Source organism: Streptomyces virginiae, assembly GCF_040638905.1.
Taxonomy (GTDB): Bacteria; Actinomycetota; Actinomycetes; order Streptomycetales; family Streptomycetaceae; genus Streptomyces; species Streptomyces virginiae_B.
This window is the reverse complement of sequence record NZ_JBEZYV010000003.1, coordinates 1-16,697: the sequence shown is the minus strand read 5'-3', so window position 1 is coordinate 16,697 and position 16,697 is coordinate 1. Positions and strand designations below refer to the sequence as shown.

Below are 16,697 nucleotides of genomic sequence, written 5' to 3'. Positions count from 1 at the left end.
CCGCCGATTATCGGGGCTGCGCCGCCACGTGGGACGGTTTTCCGGCCGATGCCCGAGGCCAGGTCCGTGATCCCCGGCACCGGCTCACACGCCGCCCGGCATCCGGCCGAGCTGGACCAGCGACGTGCCCCGCCGCCGCGTGACGAAGTAACCCCGGCCCGGCGGCATCGGACGCGGCCGGACGGTGCCCACCAGATCGCCCTCCGCCGGATCCCCGGACAGCACGACACCCTGCGCGCCCAGCTCCTTGATCCGCTGCATGAACGACTCGTACATCGAGCGGGAGGCACCCGCCGAGCTGCGCGCGATGATGAAGCGGACGCCCGTGTCGCGGGCGAAGGGCAGGTACTCCACCAGCGGCGCCAGCGGATTGCCCTGGCTCGTCGCCACCAGGTCGAAGTCGTCGATGATGATGAACACGTCCGGGCCCGTCCACCAGCTGCGGTCGCGCAGCTGCTGCGGAGTGACGTCCGCGGGAGGCTGCCTGCGCGAGAACACCCCGCCCAGCGCCTCCATGTGCATCTGCAGGGAGCTCGCCATCGGCGCGTACTCCAGCAGGTGCTCCTCCGGCAGCGCCCCGAGCAGGGTCCGCCGGTAGTCGCCGACGACCAGACGCGCCTGGTCCGGCGTGTACCGCTCCGCGATCTGCTTGGCGATCAGCCGCAGCAGGTTCGTCTTGCCCGACTCGCTCTCGCCGAAGACCAGCAGGAAGGGGTCGCTCTCGAAGTCGACGAACACCGGCTCCAGATCGGTCTCGTCGATGCCGATCGCGATCCCGCGCTGGGGGAACTCCCCGCCCTTGGGCAGCTGGTCGGAGTGGAGCAGCCGCGGCAGCAGCCGCACGCCCGGAGCCGCGGGCCCCGACCAGTTCTGCCGGACCGCCTCCACGAAGGACGCCGTGGCCTCCGACAGGTCATCGGCCTCGTGCGAGCCGTCGATCCGCGGCAGCGCGCCCAGGAAGTGCAGCTTCTCCGCGACCTGGCCGCGGCCCGGCATCCCCGTGGGGACGTTCGCCGCGACCTTCCGGTCGAATTCCGAGTCCATGGTGTCGCCCAGCCGCAGCTCCAGCCGGCTGAGCATCTGGTCCTTCAGCGCCGCCCGGACCTCCATGTACCGGCCCGCGGTGATCACCACGTGGATGCCGTAGCCCAGACCCCGCGCGGCGATGTCCGTGACGACCTGCTCCAGGACCTCGTACTCACCGCGGAAGTTGCCCCAGCCGTCGACGACCAGGAACACGTCGCCCCACGGCTCGTGCGGCAGGTCGCCCGCCGCCCGCCGGCGCCGGTAGGTACCGATCGAGTCGATGTTGTTCGCGCGGAAGAACTCCTCGCGGCGGTTGAGGATCCCGCCGACCTCCGCGACCGTGCGCCGCACCCGCTCCGGGTCCAGACGCGAGGCGATACCGCCCACGTGCGGCAGGTCCGAGACCGCCGACAGGCTGCCACCGCCGAAGTCCAGCCCGTAGAACTGCACCTCGCGCGGGGTGTGCGTGAGCGCGAAGGAGGAGATCAGCGTCCGCATCAGCGTCGACTTGCCCGACTGCGGACCGCCCACCACCATCATGTGGCCCGCCGCGCCCGAGAAGTCGCGGTACAGCACCTCGCGCCGCTGCTCGAACGGCTTGTCGATGAGACCGAGCGGCACGACCAGCCCGCCCGGACGCGTGTAGCCGTCCGCGTGCAGCCCGCGCTCGGCGCTCGGCGCCAGCGCCGGAAGCAGCTGGTCCAGCGGCGGGGCCTGGTCGAGCGGCGGCAGCCACACCTGGTGCGCCGGCACGCCCTGGCCCTCCAGCCGGCTCACGATCACGTCCAGCACGGTGTCCGCGAGCGCGTCGTCCTCCCGCGACGAGCGCGCGGCCAGGTACGCCGGGTCCGGGGCCGCGTACACCACCGGCACCGGCGCCGCCGTGAACAGCGCGGGACGCCGCTCCACCGGGAACTGCCCCACTGAGAGGTCCGGCCCGCCCGAACGGTAGGTGCCCGACACGTACGCCGCCTTGAAGCGCACCATCTCGTCCGTACCGAACTTCAGGTAGCCCGAACCGGGCACCGACGGCAGGTGGTAGGCGTCCGGCACACCGATCGCCGTCCGCGACTCCGCCGCCGAGAAGGTCCGCAGACCGATCCGGTAGGACAGGTACGTGTCCAGCCCGCGCAGCTTGCCCTCCTCCAGCCGCTGCGAGGCCAGCAGCAGGTGCACGCCCAGCGAACGGCCGATGCGGCCGATCTGGATGAACATGTCGATGAAGTCGGGCTTCGCCGTCAGCAGCTCGCTGAACTCGTCGATCACCAGCACCAGCGACGCCAGCGGCTCCAGCGGGGCGCCGGCCGCACGGGCCTTCTCGTAGTCGTGGATGTTCGCGTAGTTGCCCGCCGAACGCAGCAGCTCCTGGCGGCGTTGCAGCTCGCCGCGGATGGAGTCGCCCATGCGGTCCACGAGCGTGAGGTCGTCCGCGAGGTTGGTGATGACGGCCGCGACGTGCGGCATCTGGCCCATGCCCGTGAAGGTCGCACCGCCCTTGAAGTCGGCGAGCACGAAGTTCAGCGTCTCCGAGGTGTGCGTGACCGCCAGACCCAGCACCAGTGTGCGCAGCAGCTCCGACTTGCCGGAACCGGTCGCACCCACGCACAGGCCGTGCGGGCCCATGCCCTCCTGCGCGGCCTCCTTGAGGTCCAGCATGACCGGCGCCCCGTCCTCGCCGACGCCGATCGGCACGCGCAGCCGCTCACCGGCGGACCGCGGCCGCCAGGTACGCGCCACGTCGACCGCGGCCGCGTCGCCCAGGTTCAGCAGGTCCGTGAAGTCCAGGTTCGCCAGCAGCGGCTCGTCGTCGTCCCCGCCGCCCGTGCGCAGCGGCGCCAGCTGCCGGGCGAGGGCCTCCGCCGCGGGCAGCGACAGGGTGTCCGGCACACCCTCGTACGCGACCCCGCCGCCCGACTCCAGCCGCAGCCGGCCCGGCCGCACCACGACCGACAGACCGCCGCGCGGCTCGTCCAGCTCGCCCGCGACCACCTCGATGATGGTGACGCCCTGCAGGCCCTCGGCCGCCGCGAACACCGAGTCCGGGGGCACCATGCCGCCGTCCAGCACGACCACCAGGTGCGGCTGGTCCAGCACCGGCGACACGTCGCGGCTGAACCGCGGACGCCCCTCCAGCCGGGACGCCAGCATCCCCTCCAGCTCGGCGAGGTCGTCGCCGAACAGCCGCTTCGTACCGGCCCCGTCGACCTGCCCCGGCAGTTGCGTGTGCGGCAGCCACTTCGTCCAGTCCCACGAGGGCACCGCACCCGGTGAGGCCACCACCGCGACCATCAGGTCCTCGGGGGAGTGCAGCGTCGCCAGCTGCGCGACCAGCGCCCGCGCCGCGCCGCGGGCCGACTCCGGCTCCCCGGAAACCGCCACGTGGTAGAAGGCCCGCATCGAGACCGCCATCGGCAGCCCGTCCAGCGAGGAGTGCACCTTCAGGAAGCGCTGCATCGCACCAGCCGTCAGCGGCTCCAGCTCGTCCACCGGCGCCGTCTCCGGCGCCACCAGCGGGGTCGACAGCCGCTGCGCGCCCAGCCCCAGCCGGGCCTGACCGAAGTCCGGGTCGCCGACCCGCCGCTCCCACAGCCGCGAACCGTCCGCCACCACCGACCACAACTGCTCGGGGGACGGGTGCAGATACAGCTGTGCGTCACGCTGCGCCCGCGCCGTCCGCCGCACCTGACGGCGCGTCTGGGCGAGGTATTTGAGGTAGTCCCGGCGCACGTCGGCCATTTGCCCCTGCGTACCGCGCCGGAAGCGCACCAGCTGCGCCACGACCATGCCCACCGTCGACGCCAGCATCAGCACACCCATGATGCGCATGAAAGGGGCCGCGCCCGGCATGAAGAAGAAGACGACGGAAGAGCCCATGCCGAGCATCGGCAGGAGCTGCATCAGCATGCCCTCCTGCTGCCCGCGCGGCAGTTCGGGAGGAGCTTCCAGCCTCAGCTCCTCCGAGGGAACCTCGGGCGGCAGGGACCGCGGCGGGCGTTTGACGACGATCTGGCTCACCGGAGCATCAATCCCTCGAAAACGGACGGGACGTCGCAACCGGCGCCCCCAAGTCCCGGGCGCGAAGGGGGTATCCCTCACGCGACGGTGATCCTACTTGCCGACTGTCGCTCATACGCCCGGTAGGGTGTCGCGCGCAGCATGCGCATCCGCGAATCGAGCACGGGCGCGGACACCAACCAAGGGGGTCACGCAGGTGAGTACGGCCGGGACGACTGGTTTCTGCAGGGTCACCGTCGTGGCCCCCGACAGCCGCATCGACGTCGCCCTCCCCGAGGACATCGCGGTCGCCGACGTCTACCCCGAGCTGCTGCGCCTCACCGGCCAGACCCAGCCCGTCGGCGCCCCGACCGGCTTCCACCTCGTACGCCGTTCCGGGACCGTCCTCGACGGGGCCCGCACCCTCGCCGCCCAGCAGGTCCTCGACGGCGAGGTGCTGAGCCTGCGCCCCTTCGCCGAGTCCCTGCCGCCGGCCGTCTTCGACGACGTGTCCGACGCCGTCGCCTCCGCCGTCGTCCGCGACCGGCACCGCTGGAGCGACGACATGCTGCGCGGCGCCGGGCTGGCCGGCGCCGCGGTGCTGCTCGTCATGCTGGGCTTCGTCCTCTGGTACGCCGACCCCGTCCGCCACGACATGCACGGCCTGCCCGGGATCATCGCCGGTGCCGTCGGCGTCCTGCTCACCGCCGTCGCCGGGGTGCGCGCCCGCGTCTACCGGGACCGCCTCTCCGCCGTGGCCCTGGGCCTCGGCGCCCTCCCGCACCTGCTGATCGCCGGATCCGGGATCGTCGGCCCCGCCGTCGGCGACGGCCCCGGCCGGCTCCAGTTCCTCCTGGGCTGCGTCTGCGTCCTGGTCGCCTCCGTCGCCCTGGTCGCGCTCACCCCCAGCGGCGACGCCCCCTTCGTCGCGGCCACCTTCGTCGCCGCCACCGGCACCCTCGCCACCTTCGCCGCGATCGCCGCCGAAGCCTCCGCGACCTCCACCGCAGCCGTCTGCGCGCCCGTCGCGATCGGCCTCGTCGCCTTCCTCCCCGGCCTCTCCGCCCGCTTCGCCCGGCTGCCCATCGGCTACGCCGCCCCGCAGAGCGCCATCGAGGATTACGAGACCCCGGACCGCTACGAGACCGAGCCGTACGGTGACCAGCCCGGCGCCGACCAGAACGAGCAGGGCGCCCCGCTCGACGCCGAGGCGATCGCCGCCCAGGCCCGCCGGGGCCACGAGATGCTGCTCGGCCTGGTCGGCGGCTGCGCCGCGGTCGCCGTCGGAGCCGCCGCCGTCCTCGGCTTCTCCGACAACACCTGGGGCCGCCTCCTGGCCCTGGCCACCGGCCTCGCCATGCTGCTGCGCGCCCGCCTCTTCCGCTACACCTCCCAAGTGGTGTGCGCCCTGGCCGCCGGCCTCGCCGCCGTCGCGCTGCTGATCCTGGGCCTCTCCCTGCACCCGCCGCAGGCCCTGCTCGAAGCCCTCGTCCTGGAGCAGGACCGCAGCGGCTTGGACCTCCGTACGATCTGGCTCACCGCCGCGGTCGCCGCCGGCGCGGCACTCCTCGCGGGAATTGCGCTTGTCATTCCCCGCAAGGGCCTGTCACCCTTCTGGGGAAGGCTGCTCGACCTCACCGAGGCGGCGGTCCTGCTCAGCCTGGTGCCCCTGACCCTGGCCGTGCTCGACGTCTACGCCCGGGCCCGCGCTCTCACCAGCTGAGACGGGGCGGAGCGGCAGCCTGGTACGCTGTGTGACGGCCGTTTGTGTACGCGTCCCCCGGATCCCTTCGAAGGGTCTGTGGACTGCGCTCAGCGGACCCCGCCTCCCGAGTAACGGAAGCTCCCCAGAGACTCAGACCTGGGGCACTCGGTGGCAACGAAGACCAAAACGAGGAGTACGCGTGCCGCTCGACGCCGCTACGAAGAAGCAGATCATCACCGAGTTCGGTGCCAAGGAGGGCGACACCGGCTCCCCCGAGGTCCAGGTCGCGATGCTCTCCCGCCGCATCTCGGACCTGACCGAGCACCTCAAGACCCACAAGCACGACCACCACTCCCGTCGTGGTCTGCTGATCCTGGTCGGCCAGCGTCGCCGCCTGCTGCAGTACCTGGCCAAGAAGGACATCCAGCGCTTCCGTACGCTGGTCGAGCGCCTCGGCATCCGCCGCGGTGCGGCCGGCGCCAAGTAAGACGCCGTGAAGGGAGCGGTTCCCACATCCGGGGGCCGCTCCCTTTGCTGTACGTGCGATACGGACCGGTCCCTTTGTAGTCTGGAACGGACGCACGTGTACGTCCGACGACGAGACGTGCACAACTGAAGAGGAGGAGCGCCCTCCCACGCCGCCGGTCCTCGGTAGTGGCACCCGGAATGCCCCGCACGGGCAACGAACCGGGTGCTTCGATCGAAGACCGGCCAGCACGCCAGGAGCGCTTCTCCGCAACCGTCCTCCGCCACACGGGCGGCGGACGGAGACGACGAAAATGGAGAAAACGCTAGTGGAGAACGAGACCCACTACGCCGAGGCCGTCATTGACAACGGTTCCTTCGGCACCCGCACCATCCGCTTCGAGACGGGCCGTCTGGCCCGCCAGGCCGCCGGCTCCGCCGTTGCCTACCTGGACGACGACACGATGGTGCTGTCCGCCACCACCGCGTCGAAGAAGCCCAAGGACCAGCTCGACTTCTTCCCCCTGACGGTGGACGTCGAGGAGCGGCAGTACGCGGCCGGCAAGATCCCCGGCTCCTTCTTCCGCCGTGAGGGCCGTCCCTCCGAGGACGCGATCCTCACCTGCCGCCTGATCGACCGCCCGCTGCGCCCGTCCTTCAAGAAGGGCCTGCGCAACGAGATCCAGGTCGTCGCCACGATCATGGCGCTCAACCCGGACCACCTGTACGACGTCATCGCGATCAACGCCGCGTCCGCGTCCACCCAGCTCGCCGGCCTTCCCTTCTCCGGCCCGATCGGCGGCGTCCGCGTCGCGCTGATCCGCGGCCAGTGGGTCGCCTTCCCGACGCACACCGAGCTCGAGGACGCCGTCTTCGACATGGTCGTCGCGGGTCGCACCCTCGAAGACGGCGACGTCGCGATCATGATGGTCGAGGCCGAGGCCACCGAGAAGACCATCGCCCTCGTCAAGGGCGGCGCCGAGGCGCCGACCGAGGAGGTCGTGGCCGCCGGCCTCGACGCCGCGAAGCCGTTCATCAAGGTCCTCTGCAAGGCGCAGGCCGACCTGGCCGCCAAGGCCGCCAAGCCCGAGGGCGAGTTCCCGGTCTTCCTGGACTACCAGGACGACGTGTACGAGGCCCTCGCGGCCGCCGTCAAGGGCGAGCTCTCCCAGGCGCTGACCATCGCGGGCAAGCAGGACCGCGAGGCCGAGCTGGACCGCGTCAAGGAGATCGCCGCCGAGAAGCTCCTCCCGGCCTTCGAAGGCCGCGAGAAGGAGATCTCCGCCGCCTACCGCAGCCTGACCAAGGCCCTGGTGCGCGAGCGCGTCATCAAGGACAAGGTCCGCATCGACGGCCGCGGGATCACGGACATCCGTACCCTCGCCGCCGAGGTCGAGGCCATCCCGCGCGTGCACGGCTCGGCGCTGTTCGAGCGTGGCGAGACCCAGATCCTGGGCGTCACCACCCTCAACATGCTCCGCATGGAGCAGCAGCTGGACACCCTCTCCCCGGTGACCCGCAAGCGCTACATGCACAACTACAACTTCCCGCCGTACTCCGTCGGCGAGACCGGCCGCGTCGGTTCGCCGAAGCGCCGCGAGATCGGCCACGGCGCGCTCGCCGAGCGCGCGATCGTGCCGGTCCTGCCGACCCGCGAGGAGTTCCCCTACGCGATCCGCCAGGTGTCCGAGGCCCTCGGCTCCAACGGTTCGACGTCCATGGGCTCGGTCTGCGCCTCCACCATGTCGCTGCTGAACGCCGGTGTGCCCCTCAAGGCCCCCGTCGCCGGTATCGCCATGGGCCTGATCTCCCAGGAGATCGACGGCAAGACCCACTACGTCGCCCTCACCGACATCCTCGGTGCTGAGGACGCCTTCGGCGACATGGACTTCAAGGTCGCCGGCACCAAGGAGTTCGTCACCGCGCTCCAGCTGGACACCAAGCTCGACGGCATCCCGGCCTCCGTCCTGGCCGCCGCCCTCAAGCAGGCCCGCGACGCCCGCCTCCACATCCTCGACGTGATGATGGAAGCGATCGACACGCCGGACGCGATGTCCCCGTTCGCCCCGCGGATCATCACCGTCAAGATCCCGGTGGACAAGATCGGTGAGGTCATCGGCCCCAAGGGCAAGATGATCAACCAGATCCAGGAGGACACCGGCGCCGAGATCACGATCGAGGACGACGGCACCATCTACATCGGTGCCTCCGACGGCCCGGCCGCCGAGGCCGCCCGTGCGACGATCAACTCGATCGCCAACCCGACCATGCCGGAGGTCGGCGAGCGCTACCTGGGTACGGTCGTCAAGACCACCACCTTCGGTGCCTTCGTCTCCCTCATGCCCGGCAAGGACGGTCTGCTGCACATCTCGCAGATCCGCAAGCTCGCCGGTGGCAAGCGCGTGGAGAACGTCGAGGACGTGCTCGCGGTCGGCACCAAGGTGCAGGTCGAGATCGCCGAGATCGACCAGCGCGGCAAGCTCTCCCTGGTCCCCGTGATCGAGGGCGAGACCGCCGACGCCGATGCGGACAAGGACGACTCCGACAAGTGACGTCGCGTAGTTCCCGTGTGACGGCCCGCCCCTCTTCGGAGGGGCGGGCCGTCGCCCGTACCCAAACCCTGCTCAAGGGGCAGAACGGCATCGGCACCGTCCGCCGCACCGTCCTGCCCGGCGGACTGCGCGTCGTCACCGAGACGCTGCCCTCGGTCCGCTCCGCCACCTTCGGCATCTGGGCACACGTCGGCTCCCGCGACGAGACGCCCACGCTGAACGGCGCCACGCACTACCTGGAGCACCTCCTCTTCAAGGGCACGCACAAGCGCAGCGCCCTGGACATCTCCTCCGCGATCGACGCGGTCGGCGGCGAGATGAACGCCTTCACGGCGAAGGAGTACACCTGCTACTACGCCCGGGTGCTCGACACCGACCTGCCGCTCGCCATCGACGTGATCTGCGACATGCTCACCGGCTCGCTGATCCGCGAGGAGGACGTCGACGCCGAGCGCGGCGTCATCCTCGAAGAGATCGCGATGACCGAGGACGACCCGGGCGACATGGTCCACGACCTGTTCGCGCAGACCATGTACGGGGACACCCCGCTGGGCCGCCCCGTCCTCGGCACCGTCGACACGATCAACGCCCTCGGCGCCGACCGGATCCGCCGCTTCTACAAGAAGCACTACGACCCTCGCCACCTGGTGGTCGCCGCGGCCGGCAACGTCGACCACAACAAGGTCGTACGGCAGGTCCGCGCCGCCTTCGACAAGGCCGGGGCCCTCACGCACACCGACGCCGAGCCGATCGGCCCGCGCACCGGCACCCGCCGCATCCGCACCTCCGGCCGCGTCGACCTGGTGAGCCGCAAGACCGAGCAGGCCCACGTGGTCCTCGGCATGCCCGGCCTCGCCCGCACCGACGAGCGCCGCTGGGCGCTCGGCGTGCTGAACACCGCTCTGGGCGGCGGCATGTCCTCCCGCCTCTTCCAGGAGGTCCGGGAGAAGCGCGGGCTCGCCTACAGCGTGTACTCGTACACCTCAGGCTTCGCCGACACCGGCCTCTTCGGCGTGTACGCGGGCTGCCGCCCCAACCAGGTCCACGACGTGCTGCGGATCTGCCGCGACGAGCTCGAAAAGGTCGCCACCGACGGGCTCGGCGACGACGAGATCAAGCGGGCCGTCGGCCAGCTCTCCGGCTCCACCGTCCTCGGACTGGAGGACACCGGCGCGCTCATGAACCGCATCGGCAAGAGCGAGCTGTGCTGGGGCGACCAGATGTCGGTCGACGACATGCTGGCCCAAATCGCCGCGGTCACCCCGGACGACGTCCGCTCGGTCGCACAGGATGTACTGGCCCAGCGGCCCTCGCTGGCGGTGATCGGCCCGTTGAAGGAGAAGCAGGCCGCCCGCCTCGACGAGGTCGTCGCCTAGGGGGTGTCTCCCTGATCCGCCTGATCGACAAGACACCCCTTGATTCCGTACGTAGGTAAGGAAGTGACTATGAGCAAGCTGCGCGTGGCAGTCCTCGGCGCCCAGGGCCGCATCGGCTCCGAGGCGGTCAAGGCGGTCGAGGCCGCCGAGGACATGGAGCTGGTCGCGGCGCTCGGCCGCGGCGACAAGCTGGAGACGCTGGCCGAGTCCGGCGCCCAGGTCGCGGTCGAGCTGACCACCCCCGCCTCGGTGATGGAGAACCTGGAGTTCCTCGTCCGCCACGGCATCCACGGCGTGGTCGGCACCACCGGCTGGACCGAGGACCGCCTCGCCCAGCTGGACTCCTGGCTCGCCGCCTCTCCGCAGACCGGTGTGCTCATCGCGCCGAACTTCTCCATCGGCGCCGTCCTCACCATGAAGTTCGCCGCCCAGGCCGCCCGCTACTTCGAGTCCGTCGAGGTCGTCGAGCTGCACCACCCCAACAAGGTCGACGCCCCCTCCGGCACCGCGACCCGTACCGCGCAGCTCATCGCGGCCGCCCGCGCCGAGGCCGGCCTCGGCGCGCAGCCCGACGCCACCGCCACCGCGCTGGACGGCGCGCGCGGCGCGGACGTCGACGGCGTCCCCGTCCACGCCATCCGCCTGCGCGGCCTGCTCGCGCACCAGGAGGTACTCCTCGGCGGCGAGGGCGAAACCCTGACCATCCGTCACGATTCCCTGCACCACAGCAGCTTCATGCCGGGCATCCTGCTCGGCGCGCGCCGCGTGACGCAGACCCCGGGCCTCACCTTCGGCCTGGAAAACTTCCTCGACCTGGGCTGACCGGACTGATTCACGATGCGCGCGAAGATCACGTACTTCATCACGGCCGCCGTCCTGGTCGTCTACTTCGTCCTGGTCGGCAGCCGGGGCCTGCTGCTGATCCAGCAGGGAACCCTGCTCACCGTCACCTTCGGGGTGGCCGTGCTGATCCTGCCGCTCATCGGCATCTGGTTCCTGTGGAAGAACACGCAGTTCGTCACCAAGGCCAACCAGCTCGCCGGCGAGCTGGAGGCCGAGGGCGGGCTGCCCGTGGACGAGCTGGAGCGCGACCAGTACGGCCGGATCCTGCGGGACTCGGCCGACGAGGTCTTCGCACGCCGCAAGGCCGAGACCGAGGACGCGCCGGGGGACTGGCGCAGCTGGTTCCGGCTCGCCGTCGCCTACCACGACGCCCGGGACACCCCGCGGGCGCGCAAGGCCATGCAGCGGGCGATCGCCCTCCACGACAAGAAGCCCGTACAGGTCTGACACCTGTACGGGCTCACCGTGGCGCGTCCCGTCACACGCCGGGACCCGGGGCGGTGTCAGGCGGGCACGGGCCGGTACTCCTCGGCCCATGCCTCGACCGTGTCGGCGGCCCGGTCGAAGGCCTCCGCCCGCGACAGGAAATCGGCGTTGTGGTCGGTCAGCAGCACCGGCGGTTCCTCGACGCCGCGGGCCGACACCGTCAGCGCCTGCCCCTGCACGGTCCTCGGCAGTCCGAGCCAGCGCACCGGCTGCTGCACCGTGCGGATCTCGGTGACCTCGTTCCACGGGATTGTGCGGGTTACGAAGAACCCGATCCGGCGCAGACCCGTACGGCTGACCCACACGCCCACGCGCAGCATCTGCAGCGCCGACGCGAGGACGGCGAGAGCGGCGACCAGGCAGGCGCCCGCTCCGGCCCAGCCCCCGCCGGCGAAGGCGATGATCATCGTGGCCAGGAGCATGAAGGCGGACAGCAGGAGCAGCACCGCGGAGATGGCCACGCGCCAGGGGCCGGGCCGGTAGGGCCGCCGCCAGCGGTCGTGGTCGTCGTCGGCATGGGCCAGGACCTCGTCGCCGACGTCATCCGCATCGGACACGCCGTCGGCCGTCAGGAAGGGCAGGGGCACGGCTGGACCTCACTCACATGCACGTTCGGTTGGGCTGTGCCCGTGAGGCTACCGCCCCTCGGACGCAGTCGACTGCTGCGACTTCTCCGGTGCCTTGTTCGGCTGCAGCGCCGGTATGCCGAAGAGCAGCGAGCCGGCCAGCCCCGCGACCACGGTCAGCCCGACCAGACTACGGGCGGCCAACTGGGCTTTGCCCAGCCGTTCGCGCGGCGGTGGGGTGACGTTGCTGCGGAAACGGTCGGCCTCGGCGACGAAGGCGAACGGAACGGGTTCGCGCCGGCGAAACATGAGAGCGAATCTCCTCGGGCTCGATGCGGGTGCGTTCTGTCCTGTAGGACGTACGGGACCTTCAATCGGTGCCGGATTTCGGGACATTACCCAAAAAACATGGCTGTGCGTCAGCTGCACGGCAGCCGTGCGGAGGCCCGGGCGGCAGGGCGGCTTGCGCGGGGACCCGCGAGGCGCGCCGTAGAGTGGGCGCGCCCCAGGACGCGATTTTGGAAGGACCCCCGGTGAGCGAGACCGCCGCTTCAGATCTGAAACCCAGCTTCCGCAGCGACGTGACGGTGGAGCTGGTGAAGCACTCCGCCGCCGACTCCGACGTACTGTGGGCGGCCCGCGTCTCCACGGCCGGCGAGCAGTCCCTGGACGAGCTCCAGAAGGACCCGGAGCGTTCCAAGGGCCTGATCAACTACCTGATGCGGGACCGGCACGGCAGCCCGTTCGAGCACAACTCGATGACCTTCTTCATCAGCGCCCCGATCTTCGTCTTCCGGGAGTTCATGCGTCACCGCGTGGGCTGGTCGTACAACGAGGAGTCGGGCCGCTACAGGGAGCTCGAACCGGTCTTCTACGTCCCCGACACCGAGCGCAAGCTCGTCCAGGAGGGCCGCCCCGGCAAGTACGTCTTCGTCGAGGGCACCAGCGCGCAGCAGGAGCTGACCGGCCGCGTCATGGAGGACTCCTACGTGCAGGCCTACGAGGCCTACCAGGAGATGCTCGCCGCGGGCGTCGCCCGCGAGGTGGCCCGTTCGGTCCTGCCGGTGGGCCTTTTCTCCTCGATGTACGCCACCTGCAACGCCCGCTCGCTCATGCACTTCCTGGGCCTGCGCACCCAGCACGAGCTCGCGGCCGTCCCCTCCTTCCCGCAGCGGGAGATCGAGATGGTCGGCGAGAAGATGGAGCAGCACTGGGCCAAGCTCATGCCGCTGACGTACGCGGCCTACAACGCCAACGGTCGCGTTGCCCCGTAAGGCCCGTTACACCCGCGGCGTACAGATGTACGGACTCAAGTCCGAAGTGTCCGTATTGCGGCGTTTCGGAAACTTCATCTAGGCTGATCAAACGGACCCGGCACTGCTTGAACCCCCGAGCAGGCAGTGCCGGCGTCCAACACCCCGTTGACGTCCCCCGAGGGGACACCGCGAGCATGGCAGCGAGTAGCGTGTTACCCATGGCTCCGATCTCGACTCCGCAGACCCCCTTCGGGCGGGTCCTCACCGCCATGATCACGCCGTTTACGGCGGATGGCGCACTCGACCTCGATGGCGCGCAGCAGCTCGCCGTCCACCTGGTGGACGCAGGCAACGACGGCCTGATCGTCAACGGCACCACCGGTGAGTCGCCCACCACCACCGACGCGGAGAAAAACGACCTCGTACGAGCCGTCCTCGAAGCCGTCGGAGACCGCGCCCACGTGGTCGCCGGCATCGGTACCAACGACACCCGGCACACCCTCGAACTGGCCCGCGAGGCCGAGCGCACCGGCGCCCACGGCCTGCTCGCCGTCACCCCGTACTACAGCAAGCCGCCGCAGGAGGGCCTCTACCGGCACTTCACGGCGATCGCCGACGCCACCGAGCTGCCGGTCATGCTCTACGACATCCCCGGCCGCAGCGGTGTCCCGATCGAGACCGAAACCCTGGTCCGGCTGGCCGAGCACCCCCGTATCGTGGCCAACAAGGACGCCAAGGGCGACCTCGGCCGCGCCGGCTGGGCGATCGCGCGCAGCGGCCTTGCCTGGTACTCCGGCGACGACATGCTGAACCTGCCGCTCCTGTCGGTCGGCGCCGTCGGTTTCGTCTCCGTCGTGGGCCACGTGGTCAGCCCCGACCTGCGCGCCATGCTGGAGGCCCACCTCGCCGGGGACGTCCAGAAGGCCGCCGAGATCCATCAGAAGCTGCTGCCCGTCTACACCGGTATGTTCCGCACGCAGGGTGTGATGACCACCAAGGCCGCACTGGGCCTGCAGGGCCTGCCCGCCGGCCCGCTCCGGCTCCCGCTGATCGAACTGACCGACGAAGAGACGGCCCAGCTCAAGATCGATCTTGCTGCGGGCGGGGTACAGCTCTGACAACAGACTTCACAACTCAATAAGCATGACCGAACAAATACAGAGCAACAGCAAGTGCACGAATGACATGCGCGCCACGTGCCTTCCGGGTACGTGGCGTGCGTGGTGAGGAGACACTTTTGAGCCATCCGCATCCGGAACTCGGTCCGCCGCCGAAGCTGCCCAAGGGCGGCCTCAGGGTCACCCCCCTGGGTGGCCTCGGTGAGATCGGCCGCAACATGACGGTCTTCGAGTACGACGGCCGCCTCCTGATCGTCGACTGCGGCGTCCTCTTCCCCGAAGAGGAGCAGCCGGGCATCGACCTGATCCTGCCGGACTTCTCGTCCATCCGGGACCGCCTCGACGACGTCGAGGGCATCGTGCTCACGCACGGTCACGAGGACCACATCGGCGCCGTTCCGTACCTCCTGCGGGAGAAGCCGGACATCCCGCTGATCGGTTCCAAGCTGACGCTGGCCCTCATCGAGGCCAAGCTCCAGGAGCACCGCATCCGCCCCTACACCCTTGAGGTGAAGGAGGGCGAGCGCGAGAACCTGGGCCCCTTCGACTGCGAGTTCATCGCGGTCAACCACTCCATCCCCGACGCGCTGGCCGTCGCGATCCGCACCGGCGCGGGCATGGTCGTCGCCACCGGTGACTTCAAGATGGACCAGCTCCCGCTGGACAGGCGCCTCACCGACCTGCACGCCTTCGCGCGTCTGAGCGAGGAGGGCATCGACCTCCTGCTGTCGGACTCGACGAACGCCGAGGTCCCGGGCTTCGTCCCGCCGGAGCGCGAGATCTCCGGCGTCCTGCGGAACGTCTTCGCCAACGCCCACCACCGGATCATCGTGGCCAGCTTCGCCAGCCACGTGCACCGCATCCAGCAGATCCTCGACGCCGCCCACGAGTACGGCCGCCGGGTCGCCTTCGTCGGCCGCTCGATGGTCCGCAACATGGGCATCGCACGCGACCTGGGCTACCTGCGCGTCCCGCCCGGACTCGTCGTGGACGTCAAGACGCTCGACGACCTGCCGCCCCACGAGGTCGTCCTGGTCTGCACGGGCTCGCAGGGCGAGCCGATGGCGGCCCTGTCCCGCATGGCCAACCGCGACCACCAGATCCGGATCGTCCCCGGCGACACCGTGATCCTGGCGTCGTCCCTGATCCCGGGCAACGAGAACGCGGTCTACCGCGTGATCAACGGCCTGACCCGCTGGGGCGCGAACGTCGTGCACAAGGGCAACGCCAAGGTGCACGTCTCGGGCCACGCCTCGGCCGGCGAGCTGCTGTACTTCTACAACATCTGCAAGCCGCGGAACCTGATGCCGGTCCACGGTGAATGGCGCCACCTGCGCGCCAACGCCGAACTCGGCGCCCTGACGGGCGTCCCGAAGGACCGGATCGTCATCGCCGAGGACGGCGTGGTCGTCGACCTGATCGACGGCAAGGCCCGGATCTCCGGCAAGGTGCAGGCTGGCTACGTGTACGTGGACGGCCTCTCGGTCGGCGACGTCACGGAGTCCTCGCTGAAGGACCGCCGGATCCTCGGCGACGAGGGCATCATCTCGGTCTACGTCGTGGTGGACAGCACCACCGGCAAGGTGGTCAGCGGCCCGAACATCCAGGCCCGCGGCTCCGGCATCGACGACGGGGCCTTCGGCCCGGTCATCACGAAGATCGAGGAAGCCATCGCCCGCGCGGCGGCCGACGGCGTGGCCGAGCCGCACCAGATCCAGCAGCTCATCCGCCGCACGATGGGCAAGTGGGTCTCGGACAGCTACCGCCGGCGTCCGATGATCCTCCCGGTCGTCGTCGAGGTCTGATCCAGCCCTCGCCGTAGCGCCGTCACCGGAGCGGGGCAACCGGATTTGCATCCGGGGGCCCCGCTCCAGTACGTTTACGTCTCCACCCCGCAAGACACCCAGGCACACACGTGTGTCCGGGCCGAGTCATGCGGGCGGGTGGGAATCAGACCGGGGAGACCTGATAAAGTCTGATCCGCCCGAAAGGGAAAGGCCTTCCAACGGCCGCCGAATTCAATTCCGAACCGACTGCGACCTTCGAGAAGCAGGACGCGGAAATGGTCTGGTAAGGTTGGAGCCGCCGGAAAGGGAAACGCGAAAGCGGGAACCTGGAAAGCGCCGAGGAAATCGGACACGAAAGAGTCTGATAGAGTCGGAAACGCAAGACAGCAGAACGAAAGCCCGGAGGAAAGCCCGCGAGGGTGAGTACAAAGGAAGCGTCCGTTCCTTGAGAACTCAACAGCGTGCCAAAAATCAACGCCAGAAGTTGATACCCCGTCCACTTCGGTGGATGAGGTTCCTTTGA

General features: G+C 70.0%; 12 protein-coding genes. 9 read left to right on the top strand and 3 right to left on the bottom strand.

The window, feature by feature from the left end; genetic code table 11:
- Positions 1-84 precede the first annotated feature (84 nt).
- Positions 85-4,041, bottom strand: a complete 3,957-nt coding sequence (gene eccCa, locus AB0F82_RS05940) for a type VII secretion protein EccCa (RefSeq protein WP_362624457.1) — start codon at positions 4,039-4,041, stop codon at positions 85-87.
- Positions 4,042-4,237: 196 nt separating this feature from the next.
- Here eccCa and eccD point away from each other — a divergent pair, with 196 nt between their 5' ends.
- The 6 genes from eccD to AB0F82_RS05910 all read left to right on the top strand — a co-directional run bounded on the left by eccD (position 4,238) and on the right by AB0F82_RS05910 (position 11,408).
- A complete protein-coding gene (gene eccD, locus AB0F82_RS05935) occupies positions 4,238-5,743 on the top strand; it encodes a type VII secretion integral membrane protein EccD (RefSeq protein WP_362624455.1) in 1,506 nt (501 codons plus the stop codon).
- Positions 5,744-5,924: 181 nt separating this feature from the next.
- Entirely contained in the window at positions 5,925-6,212 is a 288-nt protein-coding gene (rpsO, locus tag AB0F82_RS05930; RefSeq protein WP_030011220.1) for a 30S ribosomal protein S15, read from the top strand.
- 307 nt (positions 6,213-6,519) lie between these two features.
- The gene (locus AB0F82_RS05925; protein ID WP_356814368.1) at positions 6,520-8,742 is read left to right on the top strand and encodes a polyribonucleotide nucleotidyltransferase; all 2,223 of its coding nucleotides are present in this window, start codon (positions 6,520-6,522) and stop codon (positions 8,740-8,742) included.
- Entirely contained in the window at positions 8,739-10,118 is a 1,380-nt protein-coding gene (locus AB0F82_RS05920; RefSeq protein WP_362624453.1) for a M16 family metallopeptidase, read from the top strand. The genes AB0F82_RS05925 and AB0F82_RS05920 overlap by 4 nt, the downstream gene beginning before the upstream one ends.
- A gap of 69 nt (positions 10,119-10,187) precedes the next feature.
- Entirely contained in the window at positions 10,188-10,940 is a 753-nt protein-coding gene (gene dapB / locus AB0F82_RS05915) for a 4-hydroxy-tetrahydrodipicolinate reductase (protein ID WP_356814334.1), read from the top strand.
- A 15-nt stretch (positions 10,941-10,955) separates the two neighbouring features.
- Positions 10,956-11,408 carry a hypothetical protein gene (locus AB0F82_RS05910; protein WP_362624451.1) on the top strand — a complete coding sequence of 151 codons (453 nt, stop codon included), beginning with the start codon at positions 10,956-10,958 and terminating at the stop codon, positions 11,406-11,408.
- Positions 11,409-11,464: 56 nt separating this feature from the next.
- Here the strand turns inward: AB0F82_RS05910 and AB0F82_RS05905 are convergent, their stop codons facing one another.
- On the bottom strand, positions 11,465-12,034 hold the full coding sequence (locus tag AB0F82_RS05905) for a hypothetical protein (RefSeq protein WP_356814330.1): 570 nt from the start codon (positions 12,032-12,034) through the stop codon (positions 11,465-11,467).
- A 48-nt stretch (positions 12,035-12,082) separates the two neighbouring features.
- Complete coding sequence (locus AB0F82_RS05900) at positions 12,083-12,322, bottom strand: hypothetical protein (protein WP_030651221.1); 240 nt, start codon at positions 12,320-12,322, stop codon at positions 12,083-12,085.
- A gap of 224 nt (positions 12,323-12,546) precedes the next feature.
- Here AB0F82_RS05900 and thyX point away from each other — a divergent pair, with 224 nt between their 5' ends.
- From thyX to AB0F82_RS05885, 3 genes are all read left to right on the top strand, one after another.
- Positions 12,547-13,287, top strand: coding sequence for an FAD-dependent thymidylate synthase (gene thyX, locus AB0F82_RS05895; protein ID WP_362624449.1), 741 nt, complete (start codon positions 12,547-12,549; stop codon positions 13,285-13,287).
- 200 nt (positions 13,288-13,487) lie between these two features.
- Entirely contained in the window at positions 13,488-14,387 is a 900-nt protein-coding gene (gene dapA, locus AB0F82_RS05890; RefSeq protein ID WP_356814327.1) for a 4-hydroxy-tetrahydrodipicolinate synthase, read from the top strand.
- A gap of 119 nt (positions 14,388-14,506) precedes the next feature.
- Positions 14,507-16,192, top strand: a complete 1,686-nt coding sequence (locus AB0F82_RS05885) for a ribonuclease J (protein WP_362624446.1) — start codon at positions 14,507-14,509, stop codon at positions 16,190-16,192.
- Positions 16,193-16,697 lie beyond the last annotated feature (505 nt).